The sequence below is a fragment of the Acidobacteriota bacterium genome, assembly GCA_028874215.1.
GTDB lineage: Bacteria > Acidobacteriota > UBA6911 > RPQK01 > JAJDTT01 > JAJDTT01.
Map to the genome: position 1 here is coordinate 22,377 of JAPPLF010000079.1, position 18,296 is coordinate 40,672.

General features: G+C 62.0%; 16 protein-coding genes. 5 read left to right on the top strand and 11 right to left on the bottom strand.

What is annotated here, in order from left to right; genetic code table 11:
* The first annotated feature begins 12 nt into the window (after window positions 1–12).
* The gene (locus tag OXT71_15415; GenBank protein ID MDE2927782.1) at window positions 13–1,680 is read left to right on the top strand and encodes an electron transfer flavoprotein-ubiquinone oxidoreductase; all 1,668 of its coding nucleotides are present in this window, start codon (window positions 13–15) and stop codon (window positions 1,678–1,680) included.
* A 16-nt stretch (window positions 1,681–1,696) separates the two neighbouring features.
* Here OXT71_15415 and OXT71_15420 read toward each other — a convergent pair whose 3' ends face one another.
* The 4 genes from OXT71_15420 to OXT71_15435 are packed head-to-tail and all read right to left on the bottom strand — an operon-like array spanning window position 1,697 to window position 8,093.
* Window positions 1,697–3,352: a carbon starvation protein A gene (locus OXT71_15420; GenBank protein ID MDE2927783.1), complete on the bottom strand. Its 1,656-nt coding sequence runs from the start codon at window positions 3,350–3,352 to the stop codon at window positions 1,697–1,699.
* 20 nt (window positions 3,353–3,372) lie between these two features.
* Window positions 3,373–6,873, bottom strand: coding sequence for an FG-GAP-like repeat-containing protein (locus tag OXT71_15425; GenBank protein ID MDE2927784.1), 3,501 nt, complete (start codon window positions 6,871–6,873; stop codon window positions 3,373–3,375).
* 3 nt (window positions 6,874–6,876) lie between these two features.
* Window positions 6,877–7,527, bottom strand: a complete 651-nt coding sequence (locus OXT71_15430) for a hypothetical protein (protein MDE2927785.1) — start codon at window positions 7,525–7,527, stop codon at window positions 6,877–6,879.
* Complete coding sequence (locus OXT71_15435) at window positions 7,527–8,093, bottom strand: polymer-forming cytoskeletal protein (GenBank protein ID MDE2927786.1); 567 nt, start codon at window positions 8,091–8,093, stop codon at window positions 7,527–7,529. The genes OXT71_15430 and OXT71_15435 overlap by 1 nt, the downstream gene beginning before the upstream one ends.
* A 114-nt stretch (window positions 8,094–8,207) precedes the next feature.
* Here OXT71_15435 and OXT71_15440 point away from each other — a divergent pair, with 114 nt between their 5' ends.
* The 3 genes from OXT71_15440 to OXT71_15450 all read left to right on the top strand — a co-directional run bounded on the left by OXT71_15440 (window position 8,208) and on the right by OXT71_15450 (window position 9,896).
* Window positions 8,208–8,666: a hypothetical protein gene (locus OXT71_15440; GenBank protein MDE2927787.1), complete on the top strand. Its 459-nt coding sequence runs from the start codon at window positions 8,208–8,210 to the stop codon at window positions 8,664–8,666.
* Window positions 8,667–8,685: 19 nt separating this feature from the next.
* Window positions 8,686–8,994 (top strand): hypothetical protein, encoded by a 309-nt coding sequence (locus tag OXT71_15445; protein ID MDE2927788.1) that lies wholly within the window; start codon window positions 8,686–8,688, stop codon window positions 8,992–8,994.
* A 236-nt stretch (window positions 8,995–9,230) separates the two neighbouring features.
* Window positions 9,231–9,896, top strand: a complete 666-nt coding sequence (locus tag OXT71_15450; protein MDE2927789.1) for an RDD family protein — start codon at window positions 9,231–9,233, stop codon at window positions 9,894–9,896.
* On the opposite strand, the gene OXT71_15455 is transcribed toward OXT71_15450, so the two are convergent.
* The 4 genes from OXT71_15455 to OXT71_15470 form a co-directional block, all read right to left on the bottom strand.
* A complete protein-coding gene (locus OXT71_15455) occupies window positions 9,874–10,332 on the bottom strand; it encodes a hypothetical protein (protein ID MDE2927790.1) in 459 nt (152 codons plus the stop codon). The two genes, OXT71_15450 and OXT71_15455, sit on opposite strands and share 23 nt — an antisense overlap.
* A gap of 48 nt (window positions 10,333–10,380) precedes the next feature.
* Window positions 10,381–12,321 (bottom strand): hypothetical protein, encoded by a 1,941-nt coding sequence (locus OXT71_15460; protein MDE2927791.1) that lies wholly within the window; start codon window positions 12,319–12,321, stop codon window positions 10,381–10,383.
* 115 nt (window positions 12,322–12,436) lie between these two features.
* Window positions 12,437–13,621, bottom strand: coding sequence for a hypothetical protein (locus OXT71_15465; GenBank protein ID MDE2927792.1), 1,185 nt, complete (start codon window positions 13,619–13,621; stop codon window positions 12,437–12,439).
* An 89-nt stretch (window positions 13,622–13,710) separates the two neighbouring features.
* Entirely contained in the window at window positions 13,711–13,863 is a 153-nt protein-coding gene (locus tag OXT71_15470) for a hypothetical protein (GenBank protein MDE2927793.1), read from the bottom strand.
* A 116-nt stretch (window positions 13,864–13,979) separates the two neighbouring features.
* On the opposite strand from OXT71_15470, the gene OXT71_15475 reads away from it, so the two are divergent.
* Window positions 13,980–14,663: a CPBP family glutamic-type intramembrane protease gene (locus OXT71_15475; GenBank protein ID MDE2927794.1), complete on the top strand. Its 684-nt coding sequence runs from the start codon at window positions 13,980–13,982 to the stop codon at window positions 14,661–14,663.
* Here the strand turns inward: OXT71_15475 and rnc are convergent.
* The 3 genes from rnc to OXT71_15490 form a co-directional block, all read right to left on the bottom strand.
* Window positions 14,660–15,442 (bottom strand): ribonuclease III, encoded by a 783-nt coding sequence (rnc, locus tag OXT71_15480; GenBank protein ID MDE2927795.1) that lies wholly within the window; start codon window positions 15,440–15,442, stop codon window positions 14,660–14,662. The genes OXT71_15475 and rnc overlap by 4 nt on opposite strands.
* A 52-nt stretch (window positions 15,443–15,494) precedes the next feature.
* Entirely contained in the window at window positions 15,495–16,475 is a 981-nt protein-coding gene (locus OXT71_15485) for a hypothetical protein (GenBank protein MDE2927796.1), read from the bottom strand.
* Between the two features lie 130 nt (window positions 16,476–16,605).
* Entirely contained in the window at window positions 16,606–18,174 is a 1,569-nt protein-coding gene (locus OXT71_15490) for a hypothetical protein (protein ID MDE2927797.1), read from the bottom strand.
* Between the last annotated feature and the right edge of the window lie 122 nt (window positions 18,175–18,296).

An 18,296-nucleotide genomic window follows, 5' to 3' on the forward strand; every position in this document is an offset into this window, starting at 1 on the left:
GAGCGGACAGTGATGCAGCGGGAACAGTTGGAGGTGGACGTTCTTTTCGTCGGTGCGGGACCGGCGTGCTTGAGTGCGGCGTTCCACCTGTCGCGTCTGGTGAGCCGGCACGACCGTGAAGTGGAAGCAGGGACCCGGCCGGGTCCGCTCCTGGGTGAGCAGCTCCTGCTGGTGGTGGAGAAGGGCAAGGAGATCGGGTCGCACGCCCTGAGCGGCGCCATCGTGGACCCCAGGGCGTTTCGCGCTCTGCTTCAGGATCTTCCCGGCACGGAACCGCCGCTGGACGCACCGGTGCGGAAAGAGGACGTCCTGTTCCTCACCAGGAAGAGGCATTTCCGGCTTCCCGTGATTCCGCCGCCGCTGCACAACGAAGGCAACCACGTGGCCTCGCTGGGCAAGCTGGTGAAGTGGCTGGCCGCCCTCTGCCAGGACCATGGGGTCGAGGTCTACCCCGAATTCCCGGCGGTGAAGCTGCTCCTGGATGGAAACTGGGTGGTGGGAGCCCGGATGGGAGACCGGGGACTCGACGCCAAGGGACAACCCCGATCGCACTACGAGCCGGGAACCGACGTATTGGCCAAGATCACGGTTCTGGGCGAGGGGCCCAGAGGCACGCTGACCCGCCAGGCGGAGGAGCAACTCGGACTGGACCGTGAAGGCGGCCCTCAGCTCTATTCGCTGGGTGTGAAGGAGGTCTGGCGGGTCCCGGGAATCGAGCCGGGACGGGTCTGGCACACCTTGGGCTACCCGACGGGAACCCGGGAGTTCGGCGGCGGCTTCATCTATACGTTGACTCAGGAGCAGGTCCACGTGGGGTTCGTGGTGGGACTGGACTCGCGGGACCCGCGCGAAGACGCTCACCGTTTGCTTCAGGAATACAAGCGTCATCCCTTCGTGCGCCGGCTTCTGGAAGGAGGCCGGGTGGTCTCCTACGGCGCCAAGGCCATTCCCGAAGGGGGCTACCACTCGATGCCGCGGCCCTACGCCGACGGACTGCTCCTGGTGGGCGATTCGGCCGGTTTCCTCAACCCGGCCCGGCTGAAGGGGATCCACTTGGCCATCGAGTCGGGAATGATGGCGGCCGAGGCGGCGTTCGAGGCCCTGGTGGCTCGTGACTGTTCCGCACAACGGCTGAAACGGTACGTCGAGCTGTTCGAAGCCAGCGAGGCCCGAAAGGAACTCCATGGGGCGCGCAACTTCCGGCAGTCCTTCCAAAGAGGGTTCTGGACGGGAGTCCTCTACAACGGTTTGCAGACGCTGACCGGCCTGGGGTGGGGAGGCGTCTGGAAGACGGTGCCGGGCCATGAGCGGATGGAAAAAACGAGTGGTTCCGCAGCGGCCGGGCCGGCGGCGCCGCCTGCCGACGGCGAGCTCACCTTCGACAAGCTCTCGGACGTCTACCTCTCGGACACGGCGCACGAGGAGGACCAGCCGAGCCACCTGAAGATCTCGGACCTGGACCTCTGCCGGGACCGGTGTCGAAAGGAGTACGGCAATCCCTGCCAGCATTTCTGCCCGGCAGGCGTCTACGAGATGGTGCAGGATGGGGATCGCCCCAGGCTGCAGGTCAACTTCACCAACTGCGTCCACTGCAAGACCTGCGACATCCTGGACCCGTATCAGGTGATCCTGTGGACTCCTCCCGAAGGCGGAGGCGGTCCCGACTACAAGAACCTGTAGGGGTGCAAGGGCGCCCCTACGATGGTTTCCCCATTCCTCGTCTCAGGCGAAGAGCGGCTTCGACGCCGAGCCAGAGCGAAAGCGCCAGGATGATTCCCCCCACGGCCAGCAGCAGGTGGGCTCCCGAGTTCCAGAAGTCGGCCATTTTGTAGGACATGGCCACCAGGGTCGTGACCAGCATGAAGAGCATGGGAACGCCCGTAAACCAGAACGGGCGCCGGCGGTGCATCAGGTACAGCGTCACCGTCAGCAGGGTGAGTCCCGCCAGAACCTGGTTCGTGGTGCCGAACAGTTGCCAGAGCGCCAGGCCGGCGGCCTTTCCGTCCACTCGATAGAAGGCGAAAAATCCGATGGTGGCGACTGCCCCGAGAGAGGCGACGTAACGGTTCGAGAGAATCCCGACGCCCAGGGTTTCTCCGATTTCGCTGATGTTGAAGCGGAGCAGCCGGGTAGCCGAGTCCAGGGTGGTGAGGGCGAACGAGATGGCGATGAGGGCGACGAAGGCCTTGGAGAGTTCCAGGGGAATGCCCAGTTGGCTCATGAAGAGGCCGGCTCCGTCGATGAACGCCTTCATGTTCGGTCCCAGGCCCAGGGCCGTATCCCAGGTCTGGTAGTGGGCCATCCAGAGATCGCGCGTGAGGAAACCCGCCGTGCAGGCCAGCACGGAGACGAGTCCCAGCAGGGATTCTCCGATCATGCCCCCATAGCCGATGAAGGTGGCGTCGGTTTCCCGGTTGATCTGCTTCGCCGTGGTCCCCGAAGAAACCAGTCCGTGAAATCCCGAAACGGCTCCGCAGGCGATGACGATGAATACGAAGGGGAAGATAGGGGGAGCTCCGGGCGGATGAGTCTGAACGGCCGGAGCCGCGAACTCGGGACCGAGCCAGAAGAACCCGGTGTAGATCAGGATCAATCCCAGGTACAGAAGCAGTGAGTTGATGTAGTCCCGGGGTTGAAGCAGCGACCAGACCGGCAACACGGAAGCGGCCAGGCTGTAGACCAGCAGGATCACGCTCCACTGCCCCAGGCTCAGATCGGGGCTGGGAAGCTGGACACCCATCCAGACGCTCAGCAGGGTCACGGCGAAGGCGACGGCGGTGGCCTTCTTGATGGACGCGTTGCGCTTGTACACGAGCCAGCCCACGACCAGAGCGACCACCATCAGAGTTCCGCTGGGATAGACGGCCTGAGGGTTGTATTGAGTGGTCAGGAGCGTGGCCGAGACGTGGACGAAGACCCCCATGGCCAAGCCGATGAGGAAGAAGATGATGATGTGGAACAGGCTCTTGGCCCGGGGACCCACGATGTCCTCGGCCACCTTGCCCACCGACATGCCCTTGGCACGCATGGAGATCACCAATGCGCTGAAGTCGTGGACGGCTCCGATGAAGAGCGTGCCCAGAACCACCCAGAGCATGGCCGGGACCCATCCCCAGATCACCGCGATGGCGGGACCCAGCATGGGGGACAGGCCGGCGATGGAGGCGTAGTGATGTCCGAACAGCACCCACCGGTTCGCCGGGACGTAGTCCACTCCGTCTTTCAGCTCATGGGCGGGCGTGGTGGCGTTCGGATCCAGCCGGAAGATCCTCCGGCCCAGGTATTTGCCGTAGAACCTGTAGCCGATCAGGTAGAGGCAGAAGCAAAGCAGGGCGGCGAGGATCGGACTCATGGATACGGTCTCCTGTGGGGTCAGTACCAGCGGTCGACGCGGCGGGTGTTCCACTCCTGCAGGTAGCGTTGGTGGGCCGGCGTGTCCGGATAACGCTCGTTCGGGCCGTACGGAAATCGGCTCATGCCGTGGAAAGGCAGCGGACCGACCGTGTCGGGGGAGGCCGAATGGAGGTCCATATCCTTCCCGAATCCATCCACATACACGAGAAAATCCCTCACCCATCCTTCGGGGGGAGGAGGAATCCGGTCCAGGTCGAAGAACGCCTCGATCTCGTCGCCGGCGCGCGTCGCCACGAACATGTCGTCCCGTTCGAGCAGCAGCGGACTCACCTCGCCGAACCGGGTGTAGTTGCCGATGTGCGCCTTCCAGGGTGCCGTGGGGAGGATTTGGCTGCGGTCATAACCCAGGAGCGGTTTCCCGATCCCGGCCGGAAACCCCAGGTAGTGAAGATCGGCCTGTTGGGGACTGAGCCGGAAAGTCCTGAAGTCGCGCCGGGGAGGACTCGCGTCCACCCGAATCCGGTCCCAGTGGATCCGCATGTTGGTTCGAATCCGAACCTTCCGGCTGTCGCTCAGGAACTTGCCCGAGAGATCGACGGTCATGGGTTTGGGAAGGCCAGCGGGAAAGCCCATGCGCTCGATGACGGTCACCCAGACGCCGTTCGCATCCTGAACCTGGAGGACCGGGGGACTCAGGCTCAGACCCGACTGGGAGGCCGCCAGGTTGCTGGTGCTGTCCGCATAGTCGATCCAGGCGTCCAGCAGGAGGCGCGTGTTCTCTCCCGAAACCGGGCCCAGATCCAGGATCAGGTCATGAGGCTCGGCATACCCCTTGAAGGGCAGGTTGCGAAACAGGTCCGGGTATTTTCCGTCCAGTTTGCTGAGGGCCGGCAGAAGATTTCGGCCTTTGCCGTCGGTAGCCCGAAGCGGCGGCCTTGGATCGGAAAAGGTCAGGATCCGAAAGCCGGCATAGGGAGGTCCCGGAAGCAGCTTCTCGTCCGGGTAGATCTCGTAGTCGCCCGGATGGTCCACCACCACCACCTCGAGTTGGTCGAACAGGATCAACTCTTCCAGCTGGTTGTTCAGCGTGACCGCCAAACGTCCGTCCTTCAGACCCACCTGGCTCCGGTTCAGCTTCACGTATTCGTCGGTGTCGGGATAGTTGAAGGTCCCCGGCGCCAGCAGGTAACCGTAGGCGCTCCCTCCCAGGAAATCGGTTTGAAAGACGTAGCGTTCTCCGTTCCAGACGTAGAGGATGGGACAGCTCGTCCCCTTGCGGTCCAGCTCCTGGATCTCCAGAGCCTGGTTCACCTGCTGATTCAGTTCCGACTGCAGGACCCCGCCGGGCCACAGCAGCCGGACGATGTCGATGTCCTGCCGGGGGCCCAGTCCGAAGTGCAGGGTGGCCGAATTCTGGCTCAGAAAGCCGTAGCCGCCGCGCACCTCTCCTTTCTGCAGGAGGCGGCCGCTGCGGATCTCGACCTTGGTTCCGATGCCGCTGCGGTTGCTGTTGGTCCCGCGGGCGGTCACCGAGACCCAACTGTTGCGGTTGCCTCCCTGATTCCGCAGCAGCAGGGGAGGATGACCGTTCACGTTGGCCACCAGGTCCAGGTCTCCGTCCCGGTCGTAGTCGGCGGCGCTCACGCCGCGAACCGGGAGGCCGCGGAATTCATCGAGGCCCGCCTGCCGGCTCACGTCCTGGAAACGGCCCCGGTGATTGGCCAGGAGGTGGAAATTGCGGCGCGGATCCTCCCAGCTCGAGGTGAACAGGGGAGCCGAGACGAGCAGAAGGTCCTGGTCGCCATCGTTGTCAAAGTCCAGAAGGTGGGCCGTGTGCACGTGACCCGGCGTCTTCCAATTTTCCGGCATCCAGTTTTGGCGGCGAGCGTACCGGCGGTTCCTCGCTTGCCGGGTCCAGAGGTTGAAATCGGATCCGGTCAGAGCGGGGAGCGCCAGGTCCAGGACGCCCCGGTGCGCCAAATCTCCGATTCCGACGCCGACGCCGTCACCGTCACCGGAGACGCCGGCCGCTTCGGCCATGTCCATAAAGGTTCCGTCCCGCTGATTGCTGAAGAGCTGGTTCGGGGCGCCCTGATTGACGAAATAGAAGTCGATGTCCCTTCGGTTGTCGAAGTCCGTGCAGACGGAAGACCAGGTCTGCAGCCGCTCCCCGGCCAAGCCGGAGGATTCGCTGACGTCGGTGAAGGTCCCGTCGGAGTTGTTGCGGAACAACGAGTTGTTCGCTCCCGGGAAATCCTGGGGAAACCGGGTCCCGGACTCGAGGCTCTCGGGGCGCGCCGTGAGGTTGGTCACCAGGAGGTCCAGGTCTCCGTCGTGGTCGTAGTCGACGAACGCTCCCCCGCTCCCCCAGGCAGGGTCGCCGACCCGCGCCTGCTCCGTCACGTCCAGAAAGCGGCCGTCTCCTTCATTCTTGTAGAGCACGTTGGGCCCGTAGTTGATGAGGTAGAGGTCCAGGTCCTGGTCGTTGTCGTAGTCTCCCCAGACGCCGTGCATGGTCCGGCCTTTTTGTTCGAGCCCCGCCTCACGGCTCGTCTCCTGAAACGTGCCGTTTCCCCGGTTTCGGAAGAGGGAGCTCCGGCTTCCACCCGGGCCGGAGTTGGCGAGGAAAAGGTCCTCGTGACCATCTCCATCGTAATCGCCGAAGGAACTTCCCGATCCGACCCACGGGACCAGCCCATCTTCCAATTCCTGGACCGACGACACTTCGGATATGGCCTTCCCCGGGCCATCGTGTCGAAAGTTCAGCCCCGCAGACGCCCCGACCTCCCGGAATCGAACCACGAATTCCTCTCGGCTCTCGACGGATGGTTGTGGAAGGTAGCCGTCGAGATCCTCCAGCACCAGGGCATAGCGTCCCTGCTCCAGGTATTGGAGTCCCAGTGTCGTGGCCCCGAACATGCCCTGGAGGGTTCGAAATTTCTCCATCTCCGCGCGGCCTTCCTCCGACTGGCCGCTGCGGGTCAGAGCGATGGCCAGATTGTAGTGAGCCGAAGCGTTGTACGGCTCCAGAGAGAGGACCTTTCTGAAGTGGCCAATGGCTTCCTCGTAGCGGCGGCCACGGGAACTCAGCAGTCCCAGGTAGTACTGGGTGGACGGATCCTGGGGGTCCTGCCGGGAGACCTGGCCGAACGCCTCCGCCGCCTTCGCCGCCTCGTCCTGGTTCCGATAGATGAGGCCCATCATGTAGTGGGACTGGATCTGCTCCGGATCCAATTCCAAGGCCTGCCGGAAGGATCGGGCAGCTTCCTCGTGGAGTTGCTGATTGAACAGCGCGACGCCCAGGTTCACGTGGCCGGGCACGAAATTCGGGTCCAGTTCCAGAAGACGGGAAAACTCGTTGCCGGCAGCCTTGTAGTCGAGTTGTTCCATGTAGGCCACGCCCCGGCTGTTGAGCCGCAGGAGTTCCATCACCTCAGCCGAATCGCTCCGGGGGGGCAACCCGAACAGAGTCCAAAGGACGACACCGGCGAGGAAGGGAATCAGAAGCAGACGCACCATGGCTCAGGACCGCCCGTGGAAGGAATAGACGTACTCTTTGAAACCGTTTCGAAGCCTGAAGGAGCTGAACAACCGGAAATGGGGCATCATGCGGTTCAGGTCCGCACGGTGATATTGAGGTGAAGGACGCTGCAGCGAGGAGAGGTACTCGTAGCGGAGCCGCTCCGAATCGATGATCTGGAATCGGATCGGTCTCTCGGGAATGTGCCGGTTTGTGGAAATCATGGTGAACAGCAGGGTCCCCGGATGGCAAAAGCGGTCCAGGTGCCTGACCAGGGCGGCGAGTTCGAGTTCTTCCAGGTAGTTGAACAGGTCCCAACCCAGGATGAGGTCGAAGCGCGTCTCCTCTCCGTAGGGGAAAACGTAGCCGTAGACGGCGTCATAGGAACGGGGCTCGCGGGGATCGAAGAAGTCGAAGGAGGACAAGGTCTCGTAGAGGTCTTCGATTGCGATGTGCAGGGAGCGAACGCCCTGGGAGAGGAATTGGAGGTTCGAGGCGTAAGCCGACCCCAGGTCCAATACGCTCAATCTCCGGTGGCCCCGGACCTGATTGTAGGCGATGTTGAAACCGATGGAGGAGTGAACTTCGGCTTCCGGCAGAGTCGGTTCCGGATCGGATCTGGGCTCAGAATTTCGGAGAAGGGACCACCGCATCACGCCTTTGGAAAGGGGGATGCGGTTTCGGTGGAGATGACTGGTTCGGAAACGACTCCCGGTGAAGCCAGCACAGCATCCACGGTCGAGTCTTCACTTTGGGATTCCTTGCCATCGACTGCCGACGACTCCTGGTCATCGTTCTTGTCGCCCATGTCGATGCTGCCCTTGAACCGGCAACCCTCTTCCAGAACGACTTGGGGAGCGATGAGGTTTCCCCGCACGCTTCCGGTCCCACGCAGGACGATCTTCTCTTCGCCCTGGATGGTCCCTTCGACGCTGCCCTCGATGCTGACCAACTTGGCGAACATGTCCGCCTTGATCCGCCCCTCCCGGCCTACGGTGAGAGTTTGGTTGGCAAGCGATACCTTTCCTTCAATCCGGCCATTGACCAACAGGTCCTGGCCGCCGCTCACCTCCCCGTGGATGACGATGGCCGTTCCGATGACGGCTCTTTCCTTCAGCCGTTTGACGGGGTTCCGTTGGATGGGGTTCCGTGGCGCAGGCCCAGGTTGGACCGGGTCCACGGCAGGAATAGATGGTTCAGGCGATTCTTTTTTCCACATTCGGCGCTCCCAGATAGAATAGTTCTCTTTTATAGGCTAATACGCCGCAAGTCAACCGGGACCGGCCGGTAGTTCCATCGATCAGAGGGCGCTACAATGCCGAAAAATCAGTCCATGAAATCGGTTGAGAGCAGAGTGCGGGATCTGACGAGAGAATTCTTCGCTTACTATCCGGATTATCGGTTATGCAACACCTTGGCCGTCAACGTCGAGAATGGCGTGACGAGCTACGGGGATGCGCTGTCCGCCATGTCCGGCAAGGCGCGGGCCGCCGAGTTGAATCGCGAGGCCATCGAAGAGAAGCTGAACCTCCGGAGTGTCAACGTCCAGGGCCGGACGGTGCGAATCGGCGAACTCTCCCTGGGAGAGATCCTGCGACTGGATCTCGAAACTTGCCGGACCGTGGTGGACTTCTATTTCAAGCATCCCTATGCCCATGGCCGGACCAGAAAATCGCGATGGTGGCCGAGGTGGTTTCGGACTCTCTTTCTCTCGACCATTCTGGGACACGCCAAGAGAAACGGAATCGAACTGGATTACGGCAGCTGCTTCGAGATCTTGAGGCTGTTATGACCCGCGCGGATGGAGACAAGTGAAGCGGACTCGAGTGGCGATTCTTCTGTTGCCGGTGGTTTTTCTGGGAGCTCTCCTCGTTCTCAGGTCCTACCGGATCGATCTGGTCCATACTGTTGTCCTGGAGGGCCTGCTGGAACGGGCGCCGGAAGAAACCCCCCGGCAACCGATCATCGATGCCTTCGAGAATGCGCGACGCCGAGCCCTGGAGACGGACCGGGCCGAGGTCTACCTGGAACAGCTCTTCATGATTTCCCGGCGCTTGGAGAAGATCCAACACGTGGACGACGAGCAGGTCGCCCAGATGCTGCAAATCCTGAGGCAATGAGCAGCCTTTACTCTCTCCCCGGCTGTCGTGAGACCGACGGCATGCTCCCCCGGTCGAAGGCCGTGACGACCCTTGCCGCGGGCTGCTAATCTATAGGCGTGTTGTGTCCGCGTTGCCGCACCCGGAGCCGTGGGAACGTCTGCGCCAACTGCGGTTGGACGCCTGAAGCGCGACAGCGGACCATTGCGTTCCAATCCGAGTCTGTCCATTCATCCCAAAGCAGGACCGCCCACGACGTGACCGCCGGCCACGGCGCCGGTAGGGGTTCCGTCGGGGAAAGCCCCTCGGGATTTCAGCGTGCGAGAACCGGCCAGGGCGACAACAGGCGGATCATTGGCGTCGCCGGGAGGCCGCGATCCGGAAATCCGTCCAGGATTCATCGCCAGCAGAAGCTGAAGCTGGAGACTCTGCCTCCCGCCCCGCCGGTCGTAGAGCCGCCCGAGCCCGCGGTTACGGTGACCAGCCCGCCGAGGGAGATCCTTCTGTCACGGATTCTGGCTGCGATCCTGGACCTCTCGTTGGCGGGCCTGATCGGTTTTTCTTTCTGTCTCCTGGCTTCCCGGGCACTGAGCCTCGACTTCTTTTCGCTTGAGTCGTTCCGGCTCGGAGGCGTCTGCACCGCCGGGATCTACCTCTTCACTTCCTTCTTCTTTCTCCTGGGCGCCGGACAAACGCCCGGAATGTACTTCACGCGTCTGAGGCTGGTGAGCGAGAAACAGCAGGAATCCATATCCATGTTGGCCGTCGCCCTGTGGATCTTTCTCTATCCTCCGGTGACTTTGACTCTGGTGGGACTCTTGTGGGGACTCATCGATCCTTGGAGGCGGTGCATCCACGATCGTCTGAGCGGCACGCGAGTCGTCTCATTGGTCGAGCCGGTCAGCGCTCCACTTCCCGAATGAACTGATTCACCAGCGTCCTCAGGCGGGGACGGCAGCGGTACTCGACATCGGGGTCGGCAAGAAACACCTCGACAACGATGACCATGGCCGAAATCGGATCCTCCGAATCCGTTTCCGAGAACGGGTGGGCGGCCAGGAAATCCAAGGCCTGGCGGAAGTCGCGCCGTTGCAGAAACCTCTGCAGAGGAAACTGTTTCAGGACCAGGCCCAGGATTTGGCAGAATGCCGGAAACCGTTTTTCGTAGAGCAGGAGCGGGACCAGGTGGTGGCTGTCGTCCGGCGGTTCGCCGTTATGAGCCGAATCGAGCAGTCTATGGAGTTCACCGGCTGAAGCGGCCGAACGGCGCTGGCCGATGAACAGCAAGATGCCCAGGGCAATCAGGACCAGGGCGAAGATGAGCAGTAGTAAGGGGTAGCTGAGGAGCGCCTGTTGCACGTGTCATCCGCCAAGCCGGCAGCATCCGCTGGTGTGGGTGTGATGCTTTTATTCTACGGGATTGTGGATGAGGTGGATTCCCTCGGAGAGGGTGCCCGCGAGAAGCTCTCCCGAAGTGGACAGATGCAAGGTCGTGATACGTGGTCCGGAGTTGCCTCGATCGAACGTGCGCCAGCTATCGCCCCCGTCGGGACTCGCATACAGGTGCCCCAGCAGGGAGTCGCTGGCGAAGACGCGGAGGTTCGGTCCGCGCGCGCCAATCGAAAGGGCAGAGACGTCCAGAGGCTGAATTCCATCGGCCTGTACCCATTCGTCCCCGTTCCGGTTGCTGACGAAGACGCCTTTGCTCGTCCCGCAAAACAGGCGCGTTGCAGACCGGCCGACGATGTTCACCCGGACTGGCGGCAGCCCGGGGGGTGGAAGCAGCCAGGTGTCCCCGCCGTCGCGCGATCGGAACAGGCCGGAATCGGTCCCGGCAAACAAGGTCGCCGTCGGCAAGTCATACAGCAGGGACTGCGCCGCGCCGATATCGCCTGATATCTCCTTCTTTTCCAGCGTGCCGGTCTCCAGATCCAAATGGAAGACCCCTTGGGTCGTGGCCAGGAAGAGACCGGTCTCCTTCCGGTTCGAAAACGAAAGGTCGAGGACGGGCAGCTTCGAGACCTCCCCGACCCGCTGCCATGGGGTCTCGTCGGGGACCCCCACGAAGAGGCCGGTTCCCGTCCCCAGATACACCTTGGAGGAGAGGCGCGAGGGACGGATCGCCCGGATCGAATCCGCGCTTCCGTCGAGACCGTCGTTGAATGCGCTCCACTTCCAACCTCTTCCCTTGAGGGTGAAGAATCCGCCGTAATCGCGGTCCAGGACGACGCTGGCGTAATACACGTGGGAACGGCGCGGATCGGACTCCAGAGCGCCGATCTGCCGATGGACGAATCCCCGGTTGGATGGGGAGAAGGTGGCGCCCCCGTCGTCGGAGCGAAGGATGCCGGCGTCGTCGGAACCCACCAGAATCACCGAAGGCCGGTGGGGATGCACGGCCACGGCGTTCAGGACCACCCCGGAGATCAGCTGCTTCCAGGATTTGCCGGCGTCTCTGGTGATGAACAGGCCCTTGGTGGTTCCGGCGTATAGGGTTGCCGGGTCGGAGGGATCCATCTGGAGCGCACGGGTTCTCCTCGCCTCCTTGGGCAGTCCGTTCTTCAACCTGAACCACTTCTCGCCGCCATTGTCCGACTTGTAGATTCCGGAGCAGGCCCCCGCGTAAATGGTGTCGGGCTTGCCGGGCTCCACGACCATGGCGAACAGGTCGCTGTCATCAGCCATTCCCTGGTGGATCGGGACCCACTTGCGTCCCAGGTTGGCGGTCTTCCACGCCAAGTGGAAGGTACCCACAAAGAGAGTCGGCGGGTTCTGGTCATCGAAGGCGAGGGAGTCGACGTTGTAGAGACTCCTGTATCCGCGCGTGATCCGGTCCCACGTCTTGCCCCGGTCGCGGCTCAGCAGCACACCCTCCAAGATCCCGATGGCGATGATGGACGGGTCCGACGGCGCGATGGCCATGGCGCGGATGGTGCTGTCGTAACGGCCCAGGGCGATGGGCTCCCACTCCAGGCCCCCGTTCTCGGAACGGAACAGTTTTCCGCGGTTGGCTTTCAGTTCCCAAGCGGCGGCATAGAGGGTGGCCGGATCGGAGGGGTCGAAGGCCAGGTTGTCCACCACGAGATCCCTGCGTCCCAAACCGGGATCGATTCGAGACCAACCCAGTCCCGTGTTCCGCGAGACGTAGATCTGGCCATCGCTGGTGCCCAGATAGAAGGTGTCGGGTTTTCCGGGATGGACGGCCAGAGAACGCACGTCTCCTCCGAAGGGACCCAGGACGATGGAATCCGCGTTGCCCGTCAGGGACGAATCCACCATTGCCAGGGTGAACCAGCAGATGAGAAACGTCCGGCCGCGCGCCCGCCAAATGCTCCTGGAATCAATCATGGCGTCTATTCTACCCCGTTCGTCACTTGTGAAGAATGCCGAAGTCTTCGCTTGCGCCGCGCCGCCGTCGAGAACGCCGCGTTCCATGCAAGCATCGCCCGGACACCTTCTTTGCTCAATCCCTCCGGCTCAATTTTCTCTCTACCCGGATTTCCACCGTGCAGGTGGAGGTGTTCTCCGAATCGCTCAGCTCCGCAGTGATGGTGTAGACGCCTTCAACCAGTCCCGTGGAGTCGAATCGGGCCGAATCCCCCTCCAGCGATACGGCGCCCCCGCTGGCAATCCAGGCAATACTCAGGACGTCGTCGTCCGGGTCCAGGGCGTGGACCCGTATTTTGGTCCACTCCCCTGACTTGACCGTCTGGCGGCCCGGGTGGCAGCGGATGACGGGAGGACGGTTGATCTTTCTCTGGATGACCAGTTGGGCCGTCCAGCCATGCCGGCCGGGGTCCGTGCCTTTGAGGTTCAAACTGTAACCGGCCGAGAGTTGGAACCAGCGCCGGGAGAGGAGCCGCATTCCCAGGTGCAGTTCGAGAGGCGACTCGAATCGGGAACCGCCGAGGCGGGTTCCGGCCAACTCGGCGACGAACGTGGCCTCATGACCCAGTGGAAAGTCCAGACCCACGCCGTAGTCGAACTGGTGTCCGGGGATCGCTTCCGGTTCGTCGCCGGAGTAGAGGAAACCTCCGTTGACCGTGAGTCTTGCGAGGGCGGAGATTTGATGCGAGATGAGAATATCCAATCCCAGTCCCGTCCCCGGCGCAGCCGGTTCGGAGAATGTGGCTGGGAATCCGGTCGAATTGGAGACTCGCACTTTGGGCTGGAGGGCGAGTCCGAAGGGATGTCCGTGCCTGGGCGACCGCAGATTCAGTTTCAATCCGGCCCACAGGTTTCCGGAAATCGCCCCTGAGGGAAGGTCCGGATGGGCGGAATGGGCGGGCAAGGCCAAGCTGTCGCCGGGAAGGCGGATCTCGGTGAGGTCGTTCACGGGATTCGAGCCGAACCACTTCCGCGCTTCCCAGGAGAGGAAGCCCTCCAGGTGGTCGCGCAGTCCCAAAGTGAACGAGACGGGAAAGTGGGTGACTCGGGCTTGCCCGGCCAGTCTGTGGAACCGGGCGTGATGAAGCCCCAGGCTGAATTCACCGGTTCGCAGGGTTTCGGGGGTAGCCAGGTTGAAGAGGCCGGTCGACCCCTTCCAACTGGGACGCAACTGTTTGAATCTGTTGCGGCCGGCGGCAGCGGCCATATCGGGGAGCAGGATCACGAACCCCAAAGCGGCCAGCGTGACGCGTCTACCCATGCCTGCAAAAGTCGATCGGCACGTTTCCCTGGTGCTCCGGAATCGGTGGGGACGGCGAATGGCCGGCGGGTCCCGGCGAGGGATCTCTCCTAGGTTCCGGCATCCGCCCGAACGCCGTCTCCGTTGAGGTTGGTGTCGTTCAAGCCGGCGTAGTCGTCGATGTCTTCAAAGTCGTCGGTGTCGTCTTCGTCCTCGAACTCGTCGTACAGATCGTCATCCTGTGCCAAGATGCTTGCAGTCATCGATTGAGTCTCCAACGCGATTATCCGCGCCCGCCTGACCCAGTTCAACTCACCCGGCGGGGATCCACCCGGTATGGAATCTCGTCATGCTGGTTCCGTAGTAGAGTGGTTTCGAAGTGAAATCCTTGGGGGCGCTGTTGGAAGTGGTTGCGGTGGCTGTGGGGGGCATGGTCCTGGCATCGCCGGCGATCAGGTTCCTGGGCTTGTCCGCCGAGGACATCTACGGGGACGTCCCTCATCTCGTCCTCTATCTGATGCTGGAAACGTCGTTGACGTTGGGCATCATTCTGATCCTGTTGTGGACCGGGGACCGCCGCCTCCGGGACCTGGGATGGGCCAAACGGGGTTGGCGGAAGGAGTCGTGGGCCGGGGTGTCGGTCGTGCCTCTCCTCTTCGGCGCCACTTTTCTGGTGGGGTTCCTCTTCCGGATCTTTCTGCCCCAGTACGTCTCCGAGTCGAATCCGCTGTTGGAGATGATCCAGGACGGGACCGACCTGGGATTGCTGCTGATCAGCAGCGTTGTTGTCGGCGGGATCAAGGAAGAGGTTCAGAGAGCCTTCATCCTGGTGCACTTCCGAAACCATCTCGGAGGAGCGGTTCCGGGTTTGATCCTCTGGAGCGCATTCTTCGGAGCGGGGCATTCCTTCCAGGGCGTCGATTTCGCCGTGGCCGCGGGTGTTCTGGGGCTGCTCTTCGGTCTGCTCTATCTCTGGAGAGGACATCTGGCCGCTCCCATCGTGGCCCATGCCCTCTATGACGTGGTCACCCTCTTGATCTTCTGGGGATTGCTCCGCTCCTAGCGCGGCTCCAAACGGTCGAGAGCCCGCCGCGCGGCCTTCTGTTCGGCCTGTTTCTTCGACGTGCCCCGGGCCCGTCCCAACACCCGGTTCAGACCCCGAACCTCGACCAGAAAAATCTTGGAATGCTGCGGACCCAACTCCCGGATCACCGCGTAGCTCGGTTCTTGTGCTCCCAGCACGTGCAGGCGCTCCTGGAGCCTGGACTTGTAGTTTCCCAGTTCTAGTTCGTTCCGGGCATCCTGCCTGAGATGATCTCGAAACTGGTGCAGCACGAAGGACCGGGCCGCCTCCAGTCCGCCATCCAGATAAATGGCGGCGATGACGCTTTCGAAGGCGTCGGCCAGTATGGTATTTCGCCTTCGACCTCCTGTCTTCTCTTCGTTGGGGCTCAGCCTGAGATACCGTCCAAGTCCCAAGCGCCCGGACAGGGTGGCCAACTCGGACTTGGAGACGAGAAAGGAACGGGTTTTTGACAACTCTCCTTCGGCCCGATCCGGGTTGGCGAGGTACAGCGACTCACTGATGATCAGTTCCAGAACCGAGTCCCCGAGAAACTCGAGGGACTCGTAGTGCTGTCCGGGTGTTCCCGCTTGGTGAGCGAAGGAACGGTGGGTGAGGGCCCGCTCCAGAACACGAATCCGGTGAAAACGATGGCCCAGGCGGCCCTGCAGGCTCTTGAGATCTTTCTGGCGGGAGGCAGGCTGACGGCGGGAATGAGATCGGATCCAGGCCCGTAAGTGGACCGACAGCCCGGACCATGAAAGAAGGATTCTTTTCAAGTATCGACCCGGGATGCAGTCTCGGCCTCGTCCGGAATGGACCGAATTGGCGTCAAGGATTTTCTGTCGGAGGGGCCGCTCCCACGTCCGGAAGGATGAACTGCTGCATCTCCTGATTCTGGAGTTCTTGAAGCGCCGCTTCCTTGGCGGCCTTTTGCTGCATCAGGTACTCGCGCTGCTGTTTGATGAGGTCCTCGATGCCATCCGTCTTCTTGTGAATGAAGGTGTAGAGCTGATCGAGTTGCTCCCGTGCGATCTGGGCCGTCATTCCCCCGGTGGCTGTCGCGCGGGCATAGGCTTCAAGGGCCTTCTCCGCATTCCGCTGTCCAAGGTAGGCCCGCCCCATGCGCAGATAGGCTCGATCATGGTCCGGTTCCAATTCGACCACCTTGGAGAAATGTTCGACGCAACTGTTCAGGTGCTGGGCCTTGGTGGAGCTGCTCTTCATGGATTGATGCAGATTCGCCAATCCCAGGGCGTAGTGGCCATCCGCCTCCAGTCGCTCTTTATTGCGAGTCCATTCCACCAGACTCATTTGTCCGGGCTGTTGTGCGGCAGCGGCGCCATCCAGACCCAGTTGCGCTCTGGCCAAGGCCTTCTGCACCTCACCCCTCTCGGCATATCCAACGGCCAGTTCGATCAGGAGGACGTAACTGGAGGGCAGCTCGGCAATGGCCTTCTCGCCGTGCTCCACGAACCGCTCGTACTCATTCTGCTGCTGGAAGTAGAGAGCCAGAAGCTGGTGGGCCAACGGCGTCAGGCCGCTCTTCGGATGAAACTCAAGGAAGTCCATGGCCAGTTCGGCCTTCTGCTGCAGATCCTCGGTCTGATCGATGGCCGTCCAGGCGTCGAACTCCTCCTTGGTCTGGGCTTGCCCCACAACCCTGACCGGTTCGGGTGGAGCCACCAGGGGTTCGTCTTCGTCCAAGAGAAATCCTTCGTCTTGCTGTCCCTGGTTCTGATTCTGAGCGACGGCCCAGTCCCCAGTGGAAAACAAACCCAGGAGAACAATAATGGCGAGAACCTGTTTCATTCTTTTTCTCCGAATCTCATGAAAAGAGGGCCGCCCCGATCAGGAGGCTAGACGGTAATTGTGGCACAAAAGGCCAACGAATTCACGGAAGGGAAGATGCAGGAGCACCCGTTGCGGGCGCCCTCTTGACTCATTCCTCCGGTTCCTCCGGCCCCAGGGATTCGATCAATTCGGAGGCTTCTTTCCTGGCCCCCTTCAGATCCCCTTCCAGGACCAGGACTTGCTGAAAGCGCTTCCGGGCCTCGGCCATGGATCCCTGGGAGGCCAGGATGCGGCCCATGCGGACGAGGGACAGACCTCGGACCCACACGGGTGCCCTCGAATTCGAGACGCTCTCGTAGTACGCGAACGCCCGCTGCAAGTCTCCCGTCTGGCCCGAGATCTGAGCCATGTAGAAGAGGCCGCTGGTGTTTCCCGGATCTTCCCGAAGAAGTTCTTCCAAGCGCTGCTCCGCCTCGTGAAACTGCTTCCGGGCCATCAATTGACCGGCCTCGTTGAGAAGCGAAATGATGCGGTTTTTTCGCTCCACCCGCTGCCGTTCGCGTTCCTGGGCTGCCTGGAGTTTCCTTTCTTCTTCGGCGAGCGATTCTTCCATGGCCGCGATGGCGGATTCCGCCTCCTTCAGGTTGTCCTCATCCAGATCCTGGAGGAGCAGTTCGGCGTAGGCCGGAAATGAAAGCAACCCGCTGCGTTCATATTCGATCAACTGCCGGTAAAAGGAGGGAAGAGCCACCAGGCCCTGTCGAAAGAACTCCACGATCTCCCGTTTGGGGTCGTCGGGCGGGTGCATCCGCAGGATCAGACTTTCGATCATGGACTCGGCCAGGATGAGCAGAATCCGGTCCCGGTATTCGGGATTCAGTTGGGGCTGCTTGTTGGCCATCCGCAAGATGTCGGCGTCCTCGTCCATCCGGGCCACGTACTTCTCGATCAGAGGATCGATGAGGACGTGGAGGTATTCGTGCTGGAGGGCGACGTAGTTCTCTGCGGGGTCGTCCGCGGGCCCCACGATGACGTAGTAGATCCGTTCCAGGTTCCGCGCATTCACGGTGTCCTTGGCGTTGAGGAGGTCGGGAATGAAGATGATGGTCCGGTCCAGGACTCTCCGGGGACCGATCCGGAAGTAGCGGAGCGTCTGATGGATCAGTTTTTCGAGTACGGGCCGGTAACGTTCGACTTCGTGTTCGTAGCGCTTGAGATGGCCGGTCCACAGATCGGCAATGCCGGCCGGTGCGTAGAGTTCACGCACCAGATCGGCAAAGCCTCGCAAGGGAAGGATGTCCGCCGGCAGGTGGTCGGTCTCTTCCGGGAAGGCCAGCTCCGGGACATCCGAAAGGAGCAGCGCCAGGGAGATGTAGTCGGCGCTCTCCCGGCCCTCGTCCCGGTATCGGCGGTGGGATTCGTAGTAGGTCTGGAGACGAAGAACCAGATCGGGATCGAGTCCTTCCAGATGCCGGCGCACTGCTTGCCGCTCCGTCGAGAGCGTTTTCCCGGATCTCTCGTAGTCGAATCCGGCGGCGTTGAGCGCGGCCATGACGGCGAAGACGCGGGCATCGTTCTTGAAGGTGATGTTGACCAGATCTTCCAGTTCAGGCTGCGAATTCACAGGTGCCGGCTGCGGGTCCTCCGCAGGGGTCTCTTCGCCCCGGACCGGCGGCGAAAAGAGCAGAAAGAGAGTGAGTAATCGGATTGGCATCATCGTCCGCAACTCATCGTAATGCAGAATACGAGGAACGAGAAGAGCTAGCAGCCCGTGGTAAAAGTCGTCACGGCATTCGACCGTCCCTGCATCCCGGCGGACTGCGTTGCGATTCGGGCACA

What these genes read in the sequence shown, in the direction of transcription:
- OXT71_15415 (MDE2927782.1), top strand. Translation starts at nt 13, where the DNA reads ATGCAGCGGGAACAGTTGGAGGTGGACGTTCTTTTCGTCGGTGCGGGA.
- OXT71_15420 (MDE2927783.1), bottom strand. Translation starts at nt 3,352, where the DNA reads ATGAGTCCGATCCTCGCCGCCCTGCTTTGCTTCTGCCTCTACCTGATC.
- OXT71_15425 (MDE2927784.1), bottom strand. Translation starts at nt 6,873, where the DNA reads ATGGTGCGTCTGCTTCTGATTCCCTTCCTCGCCGGTGTCGTCCTTTGG.
- OXT71_15430 (MDE2927785.1), bottom strand. Translation starts at nt 7,527, where the DNA reads ATGCGGTGGTCCCTTCTCCGAAATTCTGAGCCCAGATCCGATCCGGAA.
- OXT71_15435 (MDE2927786.1), bottom strand. Translation starts at nt 8,093, where the DNA reads ATGTGGAAAAAAGAATCGCCTGAACCATCTATTCCTGCCGTGGACCCG.
- OXT71_15440 (MDE2927787.1), top strand. Translation starts at nt 8,208, where the DNA reads ATGAAATCGGTTGAGAGCAGAGTGCGGGATCTGACGAGAGAATTCTTC.
- OXT71_15460 (MDE2927791.1), bottom strand. Translation starts at nt 12,321, where the DNA reads ATGATTGATTCCAGGAGCATTTGGCGGGCGCGCGGCCGGACGTTTCTC.
- OXT71_15465 (MDE2927792.1), bottom strand. Translation starts at nt 13,621, where the DNA reads ATGGGTAGACGCGTCACGCTGGCCGCTTTGGGGTTCGTGATCCTGCTC.
- OXT71_15470 (MDE2927793.1), bottom strand. Translation starts at nt 13,863, where the DNA reads ATGACTGCAAGCATCTTGGCACAGGATGACGATCTGTACGACGAGTTC.
- OXT71_15485 (MDE2927796.1), bottom strand. Translation starts at nt 16,475, where the DNA reads ATGAAACAGGTTCTCGCCATTATTGTTCTCCTGGGTTTGTTTTCCACT.
- OXT71_15490 (MDE2927797.1), bottom strand. Translation starts at nt 18,174, where the DNA reads ATGATGCCAATCCGATTACTCACTCTCTTTCTGCTCTTTTCGCCGCCG.